This window comes from Sphingobium sp. WR1 (genome assembly GCF_059693745.1).
Map to the genome: position 1 here is coordinate 35,417 of NZ_JCATID010000014.1, position 19,654 is coordinate 55,070.

Genomic DNA, 19,654 nt, shown 5'->3' on the forward strand with positions numbered 1-19,654 from the left:
CGGATGGTAACGCGCATCCGCCGGCCGCAGGAAATCAGTTCCGCGACATCATGCGCCCGAAAGCGGATATTTCAAGTCCTTGCCGCCTTGCCAAGCGACGAGGGCTCAGCCGCCGATCGGCATACCCGGCGGAATGGCCGGCTCGGGTCGATTGGCCTTGCCGATTTCCTTCGCCAGCCGCGCGTCGTCGCGCAGCAGCGCGGCCATGCTCCGCTGCCAGCTTGCGTCCTCATCATCGCCCTTGGCCTGCGCGAACTGGTCGGCAAGGCGGCGCAGCCGTCCGTCGAGGATCGCTGCGACGTCGATCGACGTGTCGGGCGACTGGCGTGTCTTCGCGATCGACAATAGGGTGCGGTGGGCGATGCGTCGCTCGACCGCCGATCCGCGCCGATCGATCACGCCGTTCTGCAATCGGTCGAGCAATTCGCCCAACCCCAGTTGGGCGGGATCATTGCCATGCTGGATATGGATACGGGCCAGCCGCGCCGGCGCGAGCAGGCTTTCCAGCGTCACCTGCGCCGCAACGTCCGCGGCGACCAGCGGATCGAAGGCGGACGCCCCTGCGGTATCGAATATCTCCGTATCATATTGCGGGTCGGATCGGCCATTGACGCCCGAAGACAGCATCATCGTCAGCTGGGGCGAGACGGTGAGCGCCTCTGCCGACAGAGTGCCGATCAGCGCGTCGAGCGCCGCGCGCTGTTCGCCCGCTGCGACGACGGTCGGAAGCGGCGTCTTCCCACCGGCCACGGCATAGCGATAGTCGATGCCGCCCACGATCTTGCCGATCGCCGCCACGGCATAGCGGTGGAACAGCCAGACCGGCACGAATTTGCGCCGCAGGTCGGACAATGGCTCGCCCGCGCGCAGCACGGCCGGGCCGAAATTGGCGAGCGCGATCCGGCGCACCGCCATTATATGCGCCAGATCCTCGGGTAAATCCGCGCCTTCGGTCCACATATTGGTGCCCGGCACGGCCAGATCGGACGCGCGGCCGTCAATATCGGTCGAATAATGGAGGCCCGCCGCCTCGATCGCGTCGGCCTTGCGCGCCGCGTCGGCGTCGGCATCGACACCGGGCGCCGGCTCGCCATAAAGCCAATCGACCGTATATTTGTCCCACTTGCCGATCCCCACGGCATAGGCGTCCGACAGGTCGAGCTTGCCGTCGGCGACCTTCACCAACGGTCCGGGATAGTCCATCACCGATGCGCGATCGTCCAGGCTCGCCTGGAAATTATGAACGAAGCCGATCGCATGGCCGACCTCATGCGCGCCAAGCTGGCGGATGCGGGCGAGCGCGACGCGGACCGCGTCATTTGCGCCGCCGCTGTCATTCTGGGCCGTGCCGACCAGTCCTTCGTAGAGGATGATGTCTTGCCGCAGCCGGAGCGACCCCAGCACGACATTGCCCTTGATGATCTCTCCGGTGCGCGGGTCGATCACGCCGCCGCCATAGGACCAGCTGCGGGTCTGGCGATTGGTCCAGTTGACGACATTGTAGCGCACATCCTGCGGATCGACGTCGGCCGGGAGGATCTTCACCTGAAAGGCGTCGATATAGCCCGCCGCGTCGAAGGCCTGGTTCCACCAGGCGACCCCTTCGGCCAGCGCGGTGCGGATCGGTTCGGGCGCGCTATTGTCGATGTAGAAGAGGATCGGCTTTTTCACGCGCGATCGCGGCGCGGCGGGATCGACCTTGTCGAGGCGGAAACGATTGGCGAACTGGATCATCACCGGATCGCCCAGCTTGCTGCCGAAATCATAGGCCTGGGTCGCGTGGCTGCCCGATCGGATGTCGAACTTGCGCGGGCGGAATCCCGGCGCGGGCAGGCGGACCAGCGAATGATGCACGGTGAAGCTGACCTGTCGGCCATCGGGCGCGATCGTGTCGACTTCCTTGCCCGGCGTTTCGGACGCGAAGGTCTGGATCGCCTCCATTTCGATATTGTCGGGAAACACCTTGACCGAGGCCGGATCGGCTGCGCTCAGTTTTTCGGCCAGCTTGAATCCCTTGCCATTGCCGTTGAGCGCATCGGCCAGTTTCATCGTGTCGCTGGTGAGGAAGGGGGCGATGTCGATCGTTACGCCGCCGCCCGCTGCGGGCGCGACCACATCGACCATCGCCGCCGTGCTGAAGGGAAAGCTGTTGGTTCCGCCCCGTTGCACATCGGCGTCGCCGGTCGCGCGGTAGCGGGGATTCTCATAGGTGATCGCGACCTTCCTGCCCACGCGGCGAAAGGCCAGGAGCTGGGTTTCGCCCTGCATCCCGCGATCGATGCGGATCGGCGCGGAACCAAGGCCGGTCTTGACCGACGGCGTATAGAGGAAACGGCCGGAAACACCCTGCGCATCAGCAGCGGGCAGGGTCAGCAGGATGCGTCCATCCGTCATGTCCGCCTTCACCGGCAGCAGGGCGCCATCGGCGCTGTTGGCGACCGTCATCGGTTCCGCCAGCGCCGGTGCAGCCAGGCCGCCGCCGGCGGTCAGGGCGATCGCCCATGTCGAAACCATGCGTGCGGCCCGTCGTGAAAACGCCATAGGTCCCCCTTTTTCGTGCCGCTCACGTCACGGCTGATAGCGGATCATATCACGCGATCCGTTTGGCATGTCGGCATATTCAAAAGAGTTTGGCATCAAAATTGATGCTTTCCAACAGGATGGAGGGATTTCGTGACGGAAACCGACGATCATGACCTGGATCGCACCGATCTGCGCCTGTTGCGGGAGATCGTGGAGGATGGCCGCATTTCCGACGTGGCGCTGGGGGAGCGGGTGCATCTCTCCAGCACCGCCGCCGCCCGTCGCCGCAAGATATTGGAGGAACGGGGCATGGTCCCACGCTATACCGCCAGTCCCGATCTGGTCCGGCTGGGCTTTGGCATCGTCGTCCATGTCTCGATCGAGCTGGTGGCGCAGACCGAGCAGGTGCTGACGGAATTTGAGGAGGCGGTCGTGAAATGCCCGTCCATGAGCTATTGCAGCTTCGTGTCGGGCGATACGGACTTCATGATGACGGTCCATGTGCGCTCCTTCGACGATTATGACCGGGTCTATCGCAAGGAACTCTCGACCCTGCCGCATGTCGCCAAAATCCGCAGCAGCTTCGTGATGCGCCCGGTCGCCAAGCGAACAGTCCCGCCCGTCCTGTTCGATGGACTGCGGTGAGGAACGAATCGGAAAGGCAAATGCAGGAGCGCGCGCAGGAATATGCCATAGATTGCCAGCATGACGCAGGAATCGATCAATATTGACCGCAATGCCTGCCGACTTTCGCGGGAAGCCCTATCCGCTCTTGTGTACCATCACATTGTCTTCGGCGGGCCCGCAGGAGGGACATAGGGCCAGCCGGGATAAGGGTCAGCGCGGGTGCCCGAAAGAGCGGGGCCACATATGGGAATGTCCCGGGGGACAAGTCGATTACCGAAAGACCGCCACCCCTGGCGAATGCAGGCCCGCATGGGTGCGATCCCTGCGCGGAGGAGGATGAAAGGCCCGACTGGATGCGCTAACAGGGGATAGACAATGATATATGCAGTGCCGGGTGACATTTTCGACCGTCGCCGCCGGTTGGGCCGAACCCTGCTGAAAACGGGCGTCGCGCTGATGACGGCCGCGCCGGCCGCGCCGCTATGGGCGCAGGATGCGCCGGTCGAGGCCGCGCCGCAACAGGATGCGTCCGCGGACGCCATCGTCGTCACCGGCACGCGCATCGTGCGCGACGGTTACAGCGCGCCGACCCCCGTGGCGGTGATGAGCAAGCAGGATATCGCCGCGCAGGCCCCGGCGAACATCTCCGATTTCGTGAACCAGCTTCCCTCGATCGCAGGCAGCGGAACATCGGGCAGCGCTTCGGGCGGCCTGTCCAATGCGGCGGCAGGCATCAACTCGATCAGCCTGCGCGGCCTGGGCGTCGGGCGCACTCTCGTGCTGCTCGACGGCCAGCGTTCGGTCGCTTCGACCGTCGGCGGTGTCGTCGACATCAACACCATCCCGCAGGATCTGGTGGAACGGGTTGAAGTCGTGACCGGCGGTGCGTCGGCCGCCTATGGTTCCGATGCCGTCGGCGGCGTCGTCAACTTCGTCCTCGACAAAAGTTATAAAGGTTTCCGTATCGGCCTCGACCAGGGCATCAGCACCTATGGCGACGGTCGAAACTATACGCTGACGGCCAGCGCTGGCCTGTCATTGTTGGATGATCGTCTGCACCTGCTCTTCAACGGCGAATATTTCAAACAGAATGCCGTCGACACGATCGATCGCGACTGGAACGACAGCGGCTATTTCATGATCAACAACCCCGCCTATGACGGGGTCAATGGCCAGCCGCAGCGGCTGGTCGGTTCGGGCTTCGGTCCTTCGGGCTATACAGCCGGCGGCCTGATCGGCGCAGGACCGCTGCGCGGCACCTATTTTCTCGGCGCGGGGCAGACCGGACAGCTGACCTATGGCACGGTTCTCAGCCCCTGGATGATCGGTGGCGACACCGATGTGACGCTGGCGGGTCATGTCGGCACCAATTCGCTGATCCCCAAGGACGAACGGCTCAGTTTCTTCAACCGCACCGCCTTCGATGTCGCGCCCAATCTCACCATCTTCGGGCAGTTTTCTTACAACCGCTCCACCAGCCGCAGCTATTATCAGCAGACGCCCAGCACCGGCGTCGTCATCCGCGCCGACAATGCCTATCTCCAGACCTACTATCCGCAGGTCGCGGCGCAGATGGCGACGCAGGGCCTTTCATCCTTCACCATGGGCACCAGCAATGCGGGCTTCCCGGTGCCCGGCAGCGATATCAAGCGCGAAGTCTATCGCTTCGTCGGCGGCGCGGAGGGGCAGTTCAGCCTGTTCGACCGCAAATGGGAATGGAACGGCTATTATCAGCATGGCGTGACTAAGGCGCATGAGGAACTGATCAACACCTGGAACAACGCCCGCATGGCGCTGGCCCAGGACGCCGTGTTCGCGCCCAATGGCAGCATCGTCTGCCGCTCCACCCTGACCGATCCGGCCAATGGCTGCGTCCCGATCAACCGTCTCGGCACCATGGGACCGTCGGCCGAAGCGCTCGCCTATATCTATGGCGCGGAGCAGCCGCAGCGCGAACAGACGATCAAGCAGGATGTGGCGGCGTTGAGCTTCAGCGGCGAAATGTTCGACCTGCCCGGCGGCACGGCGGCGGTCGCCTTCGGCGCGGAATGGCGCAAGGAACAGATTGACGGCAGGGTCGACCCGCAATTCAATACGGGCTGGCTCTACGGCAATTTCCTGGTCAACAAGGGCGACTATGATGTGAAGGAAGGGTTTCTGGAGGTCGACCTGCCGGTGGTGAAGGGCCTCAACGTCAATGCGGCGGGCCGTTTCACCGATTATTCGACATCGGGATCGGTCCAGACCTGGAAGCTGGGCGCGACCTTCCAGCCGATCCCCGACATCCGCCTGCGTGGCAATATCAGCCACGACATCCGCGCCCCCAATTTGCAGGAATTGTTCGCCGCCGGAACCGCCCGCACCAACACGGTCATCATTCCGACCGGCGCCGATGCGCCTGCGACCGGATCGCTCCAGTTCGTGCAGAACCAGGTCGGCAATCCCGATCTGAAGCCGGAAGTGGCCGACAGCTGGACGCTCGGCACGGTGCTGACGCCCAGCTTCCTGCCGGGCTTCACCGCCTCCTTCGACTATTATTCGATCAAGATCGACAAGGCGATCGGCAATATCTCCGCGCAGGAAACGGTCGACCTTTGCTATGCGGAGGGCATTTCCTCTTATTGCGGCAACATCATCTTCAGCGGCAGCACGCTGACCAGCATCGTCCTGCAACCGATCAACTTCGCCAGGCAGACCACCAAGGGCTTCGATATAGAGGCGAGCTACCGCCTGCCGCTCTCCAATATTTCGGACAGCCTGCCCGGCACCTTCACTCTCCATTCGGCGGTGACGCACTATATCGAAAATGTCATCGACAATGGCATCAGCTTCCCGATCGATTATGCGGGCGTGAACGGCGGGTCGCTCGCCGGCACCTACAGCGCGCCCGACTGGGTCTATCGCATCAGCGCTTTCTACGAAGTCGACCCGATCACCATCAATCTGGTGGCGCGTGGCTTCAGCGATGGTGTCTATGGCAATGACTATATCGAATGCACCAGCGCCTGCCCGGCGTCGACCACCCAATATCGCACGATCAACGACAATCATATCGACGGCGCGACCTATTTCGATGCGTCGGTCGGCTTCAAGTTCCAGGCTGCCGGCGGCACCGGCAAGCTGACCTTCATCGTCAACAATATGTTCAACAAGGACCCGGTGCTGATCGGCAATGGTCCCGACGGCAACAATGTGCCCGCCTATGCCCAGACCAGCCGGGGCCGTTACGACGTGATCGGCCGCGTCTTCCGCGTCTCCGCCCGTTTCCAGTTCTAAGACCGTACGAAGGCAGACATCCCATGAAGCATATGAAGAAGGTCGCCGCCAGCCTGGCGCTTGCAAGCACGCTGCTGACCCCCGTGGCGCAGGCCGCTGCGCCCAAGGCGATGAAGACCGCCGCCGCCGCCGCGGTCGACGCGCAGGCCAAGCAGGTGCAGGTGATGGTCGATCAGGTGTTCAGCTACGCCGAACCGGGCTTTCAGGAAGTGAAGACTTCCGATTATCTGACGAAGATATTGGAGGAGAATGGCTTTACCGTCACGCGCGGGGTTGCCGGCATTCCCACCGCCTTCACCGCGACCTGGGGCAGCGGCGGCGCGCTGATCGCATTGGGCAGCGACATTGACGATGTGCTGGGCGTGTCGCAGATCCCCGGCATCCCCAACATCAAGCCGCTGGTCGAAGGGGCGCCCGGCCACGGCGAAGGGCATAATGCCGGTATGCCGCTGGTGATCGCCGCCGCCATCGCGGTCAAGCAGGTGATGGAGAAGAACAGGATAGCCGGTCGCCTGATGCTCTGGCCCGGCGTCGCGGAGGAATTGCTGGGAACCAAGGCCTATTATGTCCGTGACGGGCTGTTCAAGGATGTGGACGCCTGCATCTTCACCCATGTCAGCAACGACTTCAACACCGGCTATGGGGAGATGGGCAATAACGGCTTGGTGTCGGTGGAATATACGTTCCACGGCAAGACCGCTCATTCCGCCGGTATGCCCTGGGAAGGACGCAGCGCGCTCGACGGCGTGGAACTGATGGACGTCGCGTGGAATTTCCGGCGCGAACATCTGCCGATCACCCAGCGGTCGCACTACATCATCTCCAATGGCGGTGGCCAACCCAATGTCGTGCCCGACAAGGCGTCGGTCTGGTATTATTTCCGCGAGCGCAACTTCAAGTCGATCCGCGACCTGTATGAGCTGGGCAACACCCTGTCCGAAGCCGCGGCAAAGGCCAGCGGGACCACGGTGACGCGCCAGATATTGGGCTATGCCGCGCCCAATTTCGGCAACAAGCCCATGGCTGAGGCGGCCTATGCCAATATCAAGGCGGTCGGGATGCCCAAATGGTCGGCCGACGATCAGGCTTTCGCCAAGGCGGTGCAGGAAACCAACCAGCGCAAGGTCGAGCCGCTGCGCACGGAGATCGGCGACCTGTCGACGCCGGAGAACCGCAAGCCGTCCACGGGCGGCGGATCGGACGATATCGGCGACATCATGTGGACGGTGCCGACCATTACGATCCGCTTCCCGTCCAACATTCCCAACATGATAGGACATAATGTCACCTCCGCCATCGCCATGGCGACGCCGATCGCGCACAAGGGCGCGGTGGCGGGCGCGAAGGCGCTGGCGATGACCGTGCTCGACCTCATGACCACGCCCAAGCTGGTGGCCGACGCCAAGACCTATTTCAAGGATGTGCAGCTCAAGACCGACAGCTATGCCCCGGTCATCACGGCGCAGGACAAACCCGCCATCTGGCTCAATGAAAAGACGATGCAGTTCATGCGGCCGCAGATGGAGAAATATTATTACGATCCGTCCAGATATGACAATTATCTCGACCAGCTCGGCGTCAAATATCCGACGTTGACGCCGCAATGAACCGGAGCATCACAGCCATGAAGAGGAAGCAGCCTTTGGGTCGCACCATCGCCCTTGCCCTCGCTCTGGCAGCGACGGCGCTTTCCATCCCCGCCCAGGCGGCCTCGCCCAAGGCAATGAAGGCGCAGGCCGTCGCGGGGGTGGAGGCGCAGGCCAAGCAGATCCAGGTCATGGTCGATCAGGTCTTCAGCTTCGCCGAGCCGGGCTTTCAGGAAGTCCGCACCTCCGAATATCTGGCGAAGATACTGGAAGATAACGGCTTCACCGTCACGCGCGGCGTTGCCGGCATCCCGACCGCCTTCACCGCGACCTGGGGGGAGGGCGGCCCGCTGATCGCGCTGGGCAGCGATATAGACGATCTCCTCGGCGTGTCGCAGATGCCCGGCGTGCCCACCGTCAAGCCGATCGTCGCCGGCGCGCCGGGGCATGGCGAAGGGCATAATTCGGGTATGCCGATGATGATCGCCGCGGCGCTGGCGACGAAGAAGGTGATGCAGGAAAACGGCATCAAGGGGCGGCTGATGCTCTGGCCCGGCGTGGCGGAGGAGTTGCTGGCGACCAAGGCTTTCTATGTCCGCGCCGGCTTGTTCAAGGATGTCGACGCCTGCATCTTCGGCCATGTGAACACCGGTTTCGGCACGGCTTATGGCGATCTGGGCCTCAACGGCATGGTGTCGGTCGAATATGAATATAGCGGCAAGACCGCTCATTCGGCCGCCATGCCGTGGGAAGGACGCAGCGCGCTCGACGCGGTCGAATATATGGACGTGGCCTGGAACTTCCGGCGCGAACATCTGCCGCTCAGCCAGCGGTCGCATGACGTCATCACCAATGGCGGCGGCCAGCCCAATGTCGTGCCCGACAAGGCGTCGGTCTGGTATTATTTCCGCGACAAGGATTTTGCTGCCGTCCGCTCGCTCTATGAAACCGGCAACAGCATCGCGGAGGCCGCGGCGCAGGCGACCGGCACGACGGTCAAGCGCACCATATTGGGCTATGCCGCGCCCAATTTCGGCAACAAGCCGATGGCCGAGGCCGCTTATGCCAATATCGAGGCGGTCGGTATGCCGGTCTGGTCGGCCGCAGATCAGGCCTTCGCCAGGGCGGTTCAGGACAATAATCATCTGAAGGCGCAGCCGCTCGCGACCAGCATCACCCCGCTGTCGACGCCGGAAACGCGCGGCGCGGGCGGCGGCTTTGGCGCGTCGGACGATATTGGCGACGTGATGTGGAATGTGCCGACCATCACCATCGGCTATCCGGCCAATATCCCGAATGTCATCTTCCACCACGCCACCGCCGCCATGGCGATGGCAACGCCGATCGCGCACAAGGGCACGGTCGCGGGAGCCAAGGCGGTGGCGATGACGGTGATCGACCTGATGACCGATCCCAAGCTGCTGGCCAGCGCCAAGGCCTATTTCAAGGATATACAGCTCAAGACTCAGACATATGATCCGGTCCTGTCCCCGGACGATCAGCCGGCCATCCACCGCAATGAAAGGATTATGAAGGAGTTGCGGCCGGAAATGGAGAAATATTATTATGATCCGGCCCGATATGACTCTTATCTCGATCAATTGGGTGTCCGCTACGGCAACTGATCGACTGTTGCCCATGGCATGATCAGGTCGACTATCGCGGCCTGTCCCGGATGATGGCCGCGATCGTCGCATCATCGCCGTTCATGATGACCCTGTTCCCCTAATTTGCGATTTTGTCGCATTATCGCTACGTGCGAGCGCAAATGAGTCGCAAAAAGGGGACATTGCATGAATATCCGGGTTATTGCGCTGAGCGGGGCTGCGCTGATCGCGCTGTGGAATCCCGCCGTGCAGGCCGCCGAAGCGGACGCCGACGCGCCGCGTAACGAAGACGAGATCGTCGTCACCGCGGCCAATGCCGGCACGAAGACGGAAACGCCGCTCATCGAACTGCCACAGCCGATCAAGGTCATCACCGCCGACCAATATCTCGCGCAGGGCGCGATCAGCATCAGCGACACGGTCAAATATGCCGCCGGCGTTCTTGCCAATCCCTATGGCCGCGACACCCGCGTGGACGGCTTCAACGTCCGCGGCATCGATGCGCTCCAGTTCCGCGACGGTATGCGCGACATCTTCAGCTATTATGCCAGCATCACATCCGATCCCTATAATTTCTCGCGCGTGGAAATCGTGCGCGGCCCGGCATCGGTGCTGTTCGGTCAGGGTTCGATCGGCGGCCTCGTCAATCTCGTGTCCAAGACGCCGGAGTTCAGGACGGGCGGTGAAGTGAATCTCGTTTATGGCAGCTTCGACCGCAAGGAAGCCATGGGCGACGTCAATGTCGCGCTGGCGGACAATCTGGCGGTCCGCTTCGTCGGCCGGGTTCGCGACGCCGACACCTATGTCGATCATGTCCCCGACGATCGCGTGATGTTCGCGCCGTCGATCCGCTGGCAGCCGACGCCTGACACGGACATCGTGCTGACCGGCCTCTATCAGGAGGACGACACCGGATCGACCTCGCAATTCCTGCCGATCGTCGGCACCTTCCTCCCCAACACCGCGAACCCCACCGGCAAGCTCGGCCAATATGCCTTCGTCGGCAAGCCCGGCTGGGATCGCTACAATGGCCGGTCGCTTCAGGGCGGCGGGTCCATTACCCATAATTTCTCGGACAATGTGCGATTGAGCCTCAAGGCGCGCTATATCGACAGCGACCTCGAATATTTCACCCATTATGCCGACAGCTACACTAATCCGCTCGATCCCTTCCTGCCCTATGCGTCCTACGGCACCTATGGCCGCACCATCGGCCTCTATGCCGATGCCAGCGATGCGCGGATGAACGTCTTTTCGACCGACAATAATCTCCAGTTCAACTTCAACACCGGCGCGAATGTCGAGCATAAGCTGCTCGTCGGCATTGACTATAGCTGGAACAAGGTCGGCAAGCGCTATGCCACCGTCCCGGAGCTCGAAATCGTCGATCTTTACGACATCGACTATGATGCGCTGAAGACCTACGATCCCAGTGGTTCTTTCACTTATGAATCGCAGAAGCAGCTCGGCGTCTATGTGCAGGACCAGATCCGTTTCTTCGACCGCGTTTCGGTCGTGCTGGGGGCGCGCCGCGACCGTGTCACCGGTTCCTCGGGCCAGAAGGACAATGCCACCACCTTCCGCGCCGGCATCATCGGGGAGATCGGCGCGGGCATCTCGCCCTTCTTCAGCTATACCGAAAGCTTCCTGCCCGTGGCGGGCAATATTCAGGGGCCCGGCGGCGTCATCGGCGATCCCTACCGGCCCCAGACCGGCACCCAGTTCGAGGCGGGCGTGAAATGGCAGCCGACACCGGCGACGCTGGTCACGGTCACGGCCTTCCACATCAAGGAACGCAACCGCGTCCTCTATCTGGCGAACAATGCCACGACCCAGTCGGGCGAACTGACGACCAAAGGTTTCGAGGTCGAGGCGAGCCACACCCTTCCCGGCAATTTCGAACTGTTGGCCAATTATGGCTACAGCAAGCTCAAGTCGGAGGTGAACACCAGCCTCGACTATATGCCGCGCCACACGGCGTCGATCTGGTCGACCAAGACCTTCGGCCTTCCCGACGAAGCCCAACTGCGCCTGGGCGGCGGTGTGGTCTATGGCGGCAAGAGCATATCGACCAATTCGCTCTGGTCGATCGTCACGCCGTCGCGCACCACGGTGGACGGCCTGGCGGAGATCAACTGGAATAGCTGGCGCTTCGCAATCAATGCGACCAACCTGCTCAACAACAAATATTATGCGTCCTGCCTGGCGCGCGGCGACTGCTTCATGGGCGCCCCGCGCAATGTTATGGGCACGGTCGGCTTTAGGTTCTGACGGGACTAGAAAGGGAGAGAGACTATGAAGAGATTGTCTATTTCGCTGTTGGCTTTGGCTGGCCTGATGCCGGTCGCGCAGGCGCATGAAATCTGGGTCGAGCGCGACGGCGCCGGTCCTGCGCGCATCTATCTGGGCGAGCCGGGCGAAATGCTGCCCGAAGGCGGCGACCCCGAGTTCGAGAAGCTGAAGGCGCCCCGCATCGTCCCCGCCTCGCAGGCCGCGCAGGTCCGCAAGGTCGGTTATATCGAGGTCGCGGCGCCCGCAGGCGACGTCCGCGTGATCGACGACAGCGTCTTCGCGCCTTGGGGCGAGGAGGGCAAGAAGGAGGGCGTCATCTATTATGCCCGCGCCGGCCGCAGCGAGACGAAGGCGGCGCTGCCGCTGGAGATCGTGCCCACTGCGCCCGGCGCCGACAGCTTCACGCTGGTGCGCGACGGCAAGCCGGTGGCGGGCGCCAAGCTGACCGCCATCACGCCCGACAAATGGTCGAAGGCCTTCATGACCGACGCGCAGGGTCGGGTGACCTTGCCCCTCAAGGAGAAGGGCCGCTACATCCTGTCAGCCACGCAGGAAGAAAAGGGCGATCTGACCCTCGCCGGCCAGAAGGTGGCGACCATCTATCATATGGCGTCGCTCAGCTTCGCCAACGACTGACCGCCCTGCCATAATGCTGCGCCGCCGCTGTCCGACAGGATTGCGGCGGCGTAAGCTCATCATCTCCCCTCCCTTTCGCTTTCCCAATCGATCAAGCTGCGGATTTCATACCCTCTTTCGTTCCCCATGGTTACGCACGGACAAGGGGACCATCCGCCATGACGTCTTCGCTTAAGACCCTCGCGCTCGCCCTCATGCTCGCCGCCGCCGCGCCGGCTCTGGCCCAGCCCGCCAACCTGCCGCCGCCCGGCGGGGAAAAGCCTACTGCCTTCGACGTCCATGAAGGCACCTCCATGGCGGTGTCGGTGTCGCCGGACGGTAAATGGCTTGCCGTCGATCTTCAGGGGTGTCTCTGGATCATCCCGACCAAGGGCGGCAAGGCGAAGCGGATCACCGACTATTTCAACGACGCGCGCCAGCCGATCTGGTCGCCCGACGGTTCGCGCCTCGTCTATTTCGCCTATCGCGACGGCGGCTATGATCTCTGGACGATCCGACCCGATGGCAGCGACATGCGGAAGCTGACCGACGGCGTCTATGACGATCGCGATCCGGTCTTCTCGCCCGACGGCAGGACCATCGCCTTCTCCTCCGACCGCAGCGGTAATTACGACATCTGGACGCTGGACATCGCGACCGGCGCGATGAAACAGGTCAGCAGCAATGCGCGTGAGGATCGCCTGCCCAGCTGGTCGCCGGATGGCGCCCGCATCGCCTATTCGGGCGCAGAGGGCATGACGAAGAGCGCCATCTACGTCACCAGCCTCGCCACCGGCCAGGAAAGCCTGCTCAGGCAAGTGAAGGGCCGGGCCGATGCGCCCTCCTTCGGCCCGGCCGGCGAACTCGCCTATGTCGTGGCGGACGATGCCGGCAGCCATCTGGAAATCGACGGCAGGCCGGTCAGCGGCAGGGAGAATGTCTTCCCCTTTCGCATTTCCTGGGGGAAGGGCGGCTATTATTATGTCTCGGACGGCAAGATCCGCCGGCGCAGCGGCAGTGCCCTATCCACCGTCGATTTCACCGCCACGCTGGAGGTCGTCCACCCCAGCTACACGCGCGCGAAACGCGATTGGGATTCCACCGAGCCGCGCAAGGCGCTGGGCATCGTCCACCCGCATATTTCGCCCGACGGGAGCCGCATCGCCTTCGTCGCGGTGGGCGATCTCTATGTCGTCCCGACCAAGGGTGGCACGCCCGAAAATCTGACCAGGGACGCCGCACTCGACGCCGATCCCGCCTGGTCGCCGGACGGGCAGAGCATCGTCTTCAGCTCGGACCGCGTCGGTGGCCTGCCGCAGCTGTGGATCAAGGATCTGAAAACCGGCAAGGACCGGCAGCTTACCACCATGGACACGCAGCCCTTGGGCGCGGCCTGGTCGCCCGACGGCGCTCGCGTCGCCTTCATCGATGTGGACGGCCGCTGGGGCGTCGCTGGCGTCTGCGTTGTGGACGTCGCCACGGGCAAGATCACGCGCCTTCAAAGCTCGCTTGGCCAGCCCGGCAGCCCCAGCTGGTCGGCGGACGGCCAATATGTCGCCATCAGCCTCTCCTACAAATATTCCAACAGTTTCCGTGAAGGCACGAACCAGGTCTATGTGATCCCCGCGGACGGGAAGGGGAAACCTTTCTGGCAGTTACCCGAACCCAATATGTCGCTCGACACGCGCAGCGGCAGCGGTCCGGCCTGGTCACCCGACGGCACGAAGATGGCGGGCATCTATGAAGGGCTGCTCAAGATCTGGCCGGTGGACAAGCAGGCCAAGCCGCTGGGACCGGTGCGCAGCTATACCGCAGGCACAGCTTTCTACCCGACCTGGACGGCGGACTCCGGCACGATCCTTTATCAGGCGGATGATCGGTTGAAGACGATCAATGTCGCGACCGGCGTGATCGCCGACGTGCCGATCGACCTCAGCTATCGCCTCGCCAAGCCGACCGGCCGCACGATCATCCATGTCAGCAATCTGGTCGACTCCGTCACCGACACGACCCAGCATGACAAGGATATCATCGTCGAGGGCAACCGCATCGCCGAGATACGCGATCATGATCCGGCGCTGCACAATATGGGCAAATTCGTCGACGGCACTGGCCTTACCGCCATTCCGGGGCTGATCGAGTTCCATTCGCACGTTCAGAAGGATTTCGGTTCCAATCTGGAAAAGGCCTGGCTCGCCTATGGCGTCACCACGGTCCGCGATCCGGGCACGCAGGTCTATGACGCGGTCGAGGATCGCGAGGCGGCCGAGGCGGGCGTGCGCCTCAGCCCGCGTCTCTACGTTGGCGGGCCGCTGCTCGAATGGCAGCGCGTCTACTACAAGATGGGCATCGCCGTCTCCAGCCCGGCGCATCTGGAGCGGGAGCTGGAACGGGCGCGGGCGCTGAAATATGATATCGTCAAAAGCTATGTGCGTATGCCCGACCTCTACCAGCGTCGCATTGTCGAAGCGGCGCACGCCATGGGCATTCCGGTGTCGGGCCATGAAATCTTCCCGGCCGCCTATACCGGCGTCGACGGCACCGAGCATCTGGGCGCGACCAGCCGGCGCGGCTATTCGCCCAAGCAGGGACCGGGCGGCATGGCCTATGAGGATGTGATCCAGCTGTTCGGGCGGAGCGGGCGCACGCTGACCCCCACCAATTTCGGGGCGCTGACCGGCTATCTGGAGAAAAACCCCGGCTATCGCAGCGATCCGCGCGTGAACCTCTATCCCGGCTGGGCGCGGGAAACCGTCACCGGCGCCAATGATCCGATGGCGGTCTTCACCCGGCCGCTATTGGCGGGCGGCCTTGTCAGCCTCAAGAAAATCTATGACGCCGGCACGCATGTCGTCGCGGGCACCGACACGATGATCGCGATCAATCTGCATGCGGAGATCGCTTCCTATGTCGATGCGGGGCTGACGCCTTTCCAGGCGCTCCAGACGGCGACGGTCAATTCTGCAAAAGCGCTGAACCTGGACGCGGGGACGCTGGAGGCGGGCAAGCTGGCCGATATCGTCCTGCTCGACGGTGATCCGCGCGAGAATATCGCCAATACGTTCAAGGTTCGGAAAGTGGTGGCGAACGGCGTCAGCCATGATGTCGAGGAATTGATCGGCAATGCCGGCAAATGAAAGCGATCGCCGCCGGGATGGGCATCCCGGCGGCGAACATCGTCATTTCAGGTCGAAGCGGTCGGCGTTCATGACCTTCGCCCATGCCTTGACGAAGTCGGCGACGAACTTGTCGCCCGCATCCGCCCCGGCATAGACTTCCGACAGGGCGCGCAACTGCGAGTTGGAGCCGAAGGCGAGGTCGGTTCGGGTCGCCGTCCATTTCTCCTCATCGGTCCCCCGGTCGGTGCCGACGAACACCTCGTCGCCCCGGTCGCTGACTTCCTTCCACGCCGTCCGCATGTCGAGCAGGTTGACGAAGAAGTCGTTGGTCAGCTGCCCCGGCCGGTCGGTCAGAACGCCATGCTGCGATCCGCCATGATTGGCGCCCAGCACGCGCAGGCCGCCCACCAGCACCGTCATTTCCGGCGCGGTCAGTCCCAGCAACTGGGCACGGTCGACCAGCAGTTCCTCGGTCGGCACGTTGAAGCGGACTTGCAGATAGTTGCGGAAGCCGTCGGCGCGGGGTTCCAGCGGATCGAAGCTCTCGGCGTCGGTCTGTGCGTCGGTGGCGTCCCCGCGACCGGAGGTGAAAGGCACGCTGACGCTGTGACCGGCCGCCTTGGCCGCCTGCTCCACACCGACATTGCCACCCAGCACAATCAGGTCCGCAATGCTGACCTTGCCGCCGAAGTCGCTCTTGATGCCCTCATAGACCGCCAGCACCTTGGCCAATTCGGCCGGCTCGTTGACGGCCCAGTCCTTCTGCGGCGCCAGACGCAGCCGCGCGCCATTGGCGCCGCCGCGCTTGTCGGAATCGCGATAGGTCACGGCGGACGCCCAGGCGGTCTTGACCAACTGGCCGATGCTGAGGCCGCTGGCCGCGATCTTGTCCTTCAGCGTCGCGACATCCGCGTCGCTCAGCGACTGTCCCGCCGGGATGGGGTCCTGCCAGATCAGGTCTTCGGCCGGCACGTCCGGCCCCAGATAGCGGGCCTTGGGTCCCATGTCGCGATGGGTCAGCTTGAACCAGGCGCGGGCGAAGGCGTCGGCGAACTGATCAGGATTCTTGTAGAATCGCTCCGCAATTTCCCGATAGGCGGGATCTTCCTTGAACGCCATGTCGGCGGTCGTCATCATCGTCCGCACGCGCTTGTCGGGGCTGTGCGCTCCCGGCGCCATATCCTCGGGCTTCTGGTCCTTGGGCTGCCATTGCCATGCGCCGGCCGGACTCTTGACCAGTTCATAATCATAGTCGAGCAACATGCGGAAATAGTTCATCGACCATTGGATCGGGGTCGGCGTCCACGGGCCTTCCAGCCCGCTGGTGATGGTATGGTCGCCCATGCCGCTTTCATGGCCGCTCTGCCAGCCAAGGCCCTGCTGCGCGATGTCCGCGCCTTCCGGTTCGGCGCCGACCTTGGACGCATCGCCTGCGCCATGGCATTTGCCGAACGTATGGCCGCCTGCGGTCAGCGCCAGCGTTTCCTCGTCGTTCATCGCCATGCGGCTGAAGGTTTCGCGAATGTCACGCGCCGACTGGAGCGGGTCGGGCTTGCCGCCCGGACCTTCGGGATTGACGTAGATAAGCCCCATCTGGATCGCCGCCAGCGGGCTTTCCAGCACCATCTCCTTCTCCGGTTGGATGCGCGTCTCATTGCCTTCCTGGCCGACCCAGAATTCCTCGGTGCCCCAGTAGATGTCCTTTTCCGGTTCGAACACATCCTCGCGTCCGCCGCCGAAGCCGAACACCGGTCCGCCCATCGACTCGATCGCGACATTACCGGCCAGGATCATCAGGTCCGCCCAGCTCAGCTTGCGCCCATATTTCTGCTTCACCGGCCAGAGCAGGCGACGGGCCTTGTCGAGATTGGCATTGTCCGGCCAGCTGTTGAGCGGCGCGAAGCGCTGCGTGCCTGACGACGCGCCACCGCGTCCGTCGCCGGTGCGATAGGTGCCCGCGCTATGCCAGGCCATACGGATGAAGAATGGGCCATAATGGCCATAGTCGGCCGGCCACCAGGGCTGGCTGTCGGTCATCAGTGCGGTCAGATCGCGCTTGACCGCCGCGAGATCCAAGCTCTTGAATTCTTCCGCATAATCAAAGCCGTCACCCAACGGGTTGCCGGTGCGGCCATGCTGGTGGAGAATGTCCAGCGACAATTGATTGGGCCACCAGTCCCGGTTGGTTCGCCCCAGCAGCGTTCGCAGCGCCGCCGGCTCCTTGGCCGGGTCGCTCAGGGGGCTTCCGCTCGTTTTCGCGTCCATGGATCGACTCCTCTCATTGGGCCAGCCGCTACCCTTCGGCTGTCATGGGCCTTATAGGCCCGGGCCCTGCTACTGCAGAAATTGGAAAATCCGCTGACAGTTACAAGACGAGCCGCTGAGGCCGCAACGACCGGCGGAGCCATTAGGGCGACGGCCTGCCAACTTTCGGTAATCTTTTCTTAGCTTTATCGGTTAAAATTCCCGTAGGTCAGGATTATGGCGCCATGGATCAGAGCTTGGAAGCGGCTCGCCTGAACAAGCTGGCGAGCTTTCACATCCTCGACACCCTGCCGGAGCGTGAATTTGACGCTCTGACCGCGCTGGCGCAGCGCTTGCTCGACTGCCCGATAGCCCTTGTCTCGCTGGTTGATGAGCGGCGCCAATGGTTCAAGTCGGTGCAGGGACTCGGCGACGTCCGGGAAACGCCGCGTGAATATGCCTTTTGCGCGCATACGATCCACGAGGATGATCTGCTGATGGTGGAAGACGCCCGGCAGGATGCGCGCTTCGGTACCAATCCCCTGGTTTGCGGCGATCCGCGCATCCGCTTCTATGCGGGCGTGCCGCTGCGACCGCATAGCAACGGATTCGCGGATGATCTTCCCGGCATCGGATCCTTCTGCGTCATCGACACCAGGCCGCGTCGCCTGTCGGCGGAGCAATTGGCCATCCTTCGCGATCTCGCCGCTGTGGCGAGCAGCCTGATCCAAGCCCAGGCGTCCACGCAGGAAGCGCGCGACATGGCCGATCTGGCCGAAGACCGCGCCAATATTCTTGACGGCCAGCATCGCCTGTTCCGCCAGGCCGAAAAATTGGCGGGCATCGGATCGTGGCGCTTGTCGCTCGACGATCAGCGACTCGAATGGTCGGATCAGGCCTATGCGATCCACGGACTTCCGGTAGGCGCGCCGCCGACGCTGGAGGAAGCTCTGGATTTCTATACGCCTGAGGAAGCGAAACGCGTTCAGGACAAGCTGGCGCAATCCGCGCGACTGGGCGAGCCATTCGATTTCGAAGCGGACCTTGTTACGGCCAATGGCCTTCGCCGCCGTGTGCGCAGTGTCGGCGAGATCGAGTTTCGCCACGAGCGACCGGCCGCCATCGTCGGCGTGTTCCAGGACGTGACCGACCGCCATTTGCGAGAGGAAGAATTGCGGCACAGCGCCAGCACCGATAGCCTGAGCGGCCTGCCCAACCGCGCCAGTTTTGAACGCCGCTTCGCCGAGTCCCTGGCCGCGGCAGAAGCGCAGGCGGAGCCGGTCGCGCTGCTGCTGATCGATCTGGACGGGTTCAAGGCCGTGAACGATAGCTTTGGCCATGGCGCGGGAGATGACGTCTTGAGGGCCATCGCCGACCGGATGCGGGCTGGCTGCATGACCCATGCCTTCCCCGCCAGACTGGGCGGCGATGAGTTCGCGCTGCTGGTCACGCGCCCGCGCGACTGTGCGGACCTGTCAACCTATATCCGACAGGTTCTGGAACAATTGCAGGTATCGGTCCAACAGTCGGGTGAAACGCGGCGCGTGTCGGCGACGGTAGGCGCGGCGCTTGCTGACGGTCCTTCGGCAACACAGGTTGAACTGATGCGCCGCGCTGACCTGGCGCTCTATCAGGCCAAGCGTCATCAGCGTGGGTCCGGCCGGGTTTTCGGACTCGACGCACCGATTTTTCGAGCCAGCGCCGACGCCTCCTGAACGAAACCGTCGCCGGTGCTACGGTTTCAATAAAACACTCCATTTTCAAT

Annotated in this window: 10 protein-coding genes; 8 read left to right on the plus strand and 2 right to left on the minus strand. The window is 63.1% G+C overall.

Features of this window, described 5'->3' with window-relative positions:
• Nucleotides 1-105: 105 nt before the first annotated feature.
• A complete protein-coding gene (locus AC58EF_RS16480) occupies nucleotides 106-2,541 on the minus strand; it encodes a zinc-dependent metalloprotease (RefSeq protein WP_497277459.1) in 2,436 nt (811 codons plus the stop codon).
• A 132-nt stretch (nucleotides 2,542-2,673) separates the two neighbouring features.
• On the opposite strand from AC58EF_RS16480, the gene AC58EF_RS16485 reads away from it, so the two are divergent.
• From AC58EF_RS16485 to AC58EF_RS16515, 7 genes are all read left to right on the plus strand, one after another.
• Nucleotides 2,674-3,168 carry an Lrp/AsnC family transcriptional regulator gene (locus tag AC58EF_RS16485; protein WP_497277460.1) on the plus strand — a complete coding sequence of 165 codons (495 nt, stop codon included), beginning with the start codon at nucleotides 2,674-2,676 and terminating at the stop codon, nucleotides 3,166-3,168.
• A 438-nt stretch (nucleotides 3,169-3,606) separates the two neighbouring features.
• Entirely contained in the window at nucleotides 3,607-6,426 is a 2,820-nt protein-coding gene (locus tag AC58EF_RS16490) for a TonB-dependent receptor plug domain-containing protein (RefSeq protein ID WP_497277531.1), read from the plus strand.
• A gap of 32 nt (nucleotides 6,427-6,458) precedes the next feature.
• A complete protein-coding gene (locus AC58EF_RS16495; RefSeq protein ID WP_497277532.1) occupies nucleotides 6,459-8,033 on the plus strand; it encodes an amidohydrolase in 1,575 nt (524 codons plus the stop codon).
• A 17-nt stretch (nucleotides 8,034-8,050) separates the two neighbouring features.
• Nucleotides 8,051-9,637 carry an amidohydrolase gene (locus AC58EF_RS16500; protein ID WP_497277461.1) on the plus strand — a complete coding sequence of 529 codons (1,587 nt, stop codon included), beginning with the start codon at nucleotides 8,051-8,053 and terminating at the stop codon, nucleotides 9,635-9,637.
• 168 nt (nucleotides 9,638-9,805) lie between these two features.
• Complete coding sequence (locus AC58EF_RS16505) at nucleotides 9,806-11,890, plus strand: TonB-dependent siderophore receptor (RefSeq protein ID WP_497277462.1); 2,085 nt, start codon at nucleotides 9,806-9,808, stop codon at nucleotides 11,888-11,890.
• A 24-nt stretch (nucleotides 11,891-11,914) separates the two neighbouring features.
• Nucleotides 11,915-12,547, plus strand: coding sequence for a DUF4198 domain-containing protein (locus AC58EF_RS16510; RefSeq protein ID WP_497277463.1), 633 nt, complete (start codon nucleotides 11,915-11,917; stop codon nucleotides 12,545-12,547).
• A 158-nt stretch (nucleotides 12,548-12,705) separates the two neighbouring features.
• Complete coding sequence (locus tag AC58EF_RS16515; protein WP_497277464.1) at nucleotides 12,706-15,663, plus strand: amidohydrolase family protein; 2,958 nt, start codon at nucleotides 12,706-12,708, stop codon at nucleotides 15,661-15,663.
• Nucleotides 15,664-15,705: 42 nt separating this feature from the next.
• Here AC58EF_RS16515 and katG read toward each other — a convergent pair whose 3' ends face one another.
• Nucleotides 15,706-17,910 (minus strand): catalase/peroxidase HPI, encoded by a 2,205-nt coding sequence (katG, locus tag AC58EF_RS16520; RefSeq protein WP_497277465.1) that lies wholly within the window; start codon nucleotides 17,908-17,910, stop codon nucleotides 15,706-15,708.
• A 224-nt stretch (nucleotides 17,911-18,134) separates the two neighbouring features.
• Here katG and AC58EF_RS16525 point away from each other — a divergent pair, with 224 nt between their 5' ends.
• Nucleotides 18,135-19,604: a diguanylate cyclase domain-containing protein gene (locus tag AC58EF_RS16525; RefSeq protein ID WP_497277466.1), complete on the plus strand. Its 1,470-nt coding sequence runs from the start codon at nucleotides 18,135-18,137 to the stop codon at nucleotides 19,602-19,604.
• The last annotated feature ends 50 nt before the right edge of the window (nucleotides 19,605-19,654 follow it).

Bases quoted from the DNA above. Each gene is read 5' to 3' on its own strand.
- AC58EF_RS16515 (WP_497277464.1), top strand. From the start codon at position 12,706: ATGACGTCTTCGCTTAAGACCCTCGCGCTCGCCCTCATGCTCGCCGCC.
- AC58EF_RS16525 (WP_497277466.1), top strand. From the start codon at position 18,135: ATGGATCAGAGCTTGGAAGCGGCTCGCCTGAACAAGCTGGCGAGCTTT.
- katG (WP_497277465.1), bottom strand. From the start codon at position 17,910: ATGGACGCGAAAACGAGCGGAAGCCCCCTGAGCGACCCGGCCAAGGAG.
- AC58EF_RS16505 (WP_497277462.1), top strand. From the start codon at position 9,806: ATGAATATCCGGGTTATTGCGCTGAGCGGGGCTGCGCTGATCGCGCTG.
- AC58EF_RS16480 (WP_497277459.1), bottom strand. From the start codon at position 2,541: ATGGCGTTTTCACGACGGGCCGCACGCATGGTTTCGACATGGGCGATC.
- AC58EF_RS16510 (WP_497277463.1), top strand. From the start codon at position 11,915: ATGAAGAGATTGTCTATTTCGCTGTTGGCTTTGGCTGGCCTGATGCCG.
- AC58EF_RS16500 (WP_497277461.1), top strand. From the start codon at position 8,051: ATGAAGAGGAAGCAGCCTTTGGGTCGCACCATCGCCCTTGCCCTCGCT.
- AC58EF_RS16495 (WP_497277532.1), top strand. From the start codon at position 6,459: ATGAAGAAGGTCGCCGCCAGCCTGGCGCTTGCAAGCACGCTGCTGACC.
- AC58EF_RS16490 (WP_497277531.1), top strand. From the start codon at position 3,607: ATGACGGCCGCGCCGGCCGCGCCGCTATGGGCGCAGGATGCGCCGGTC.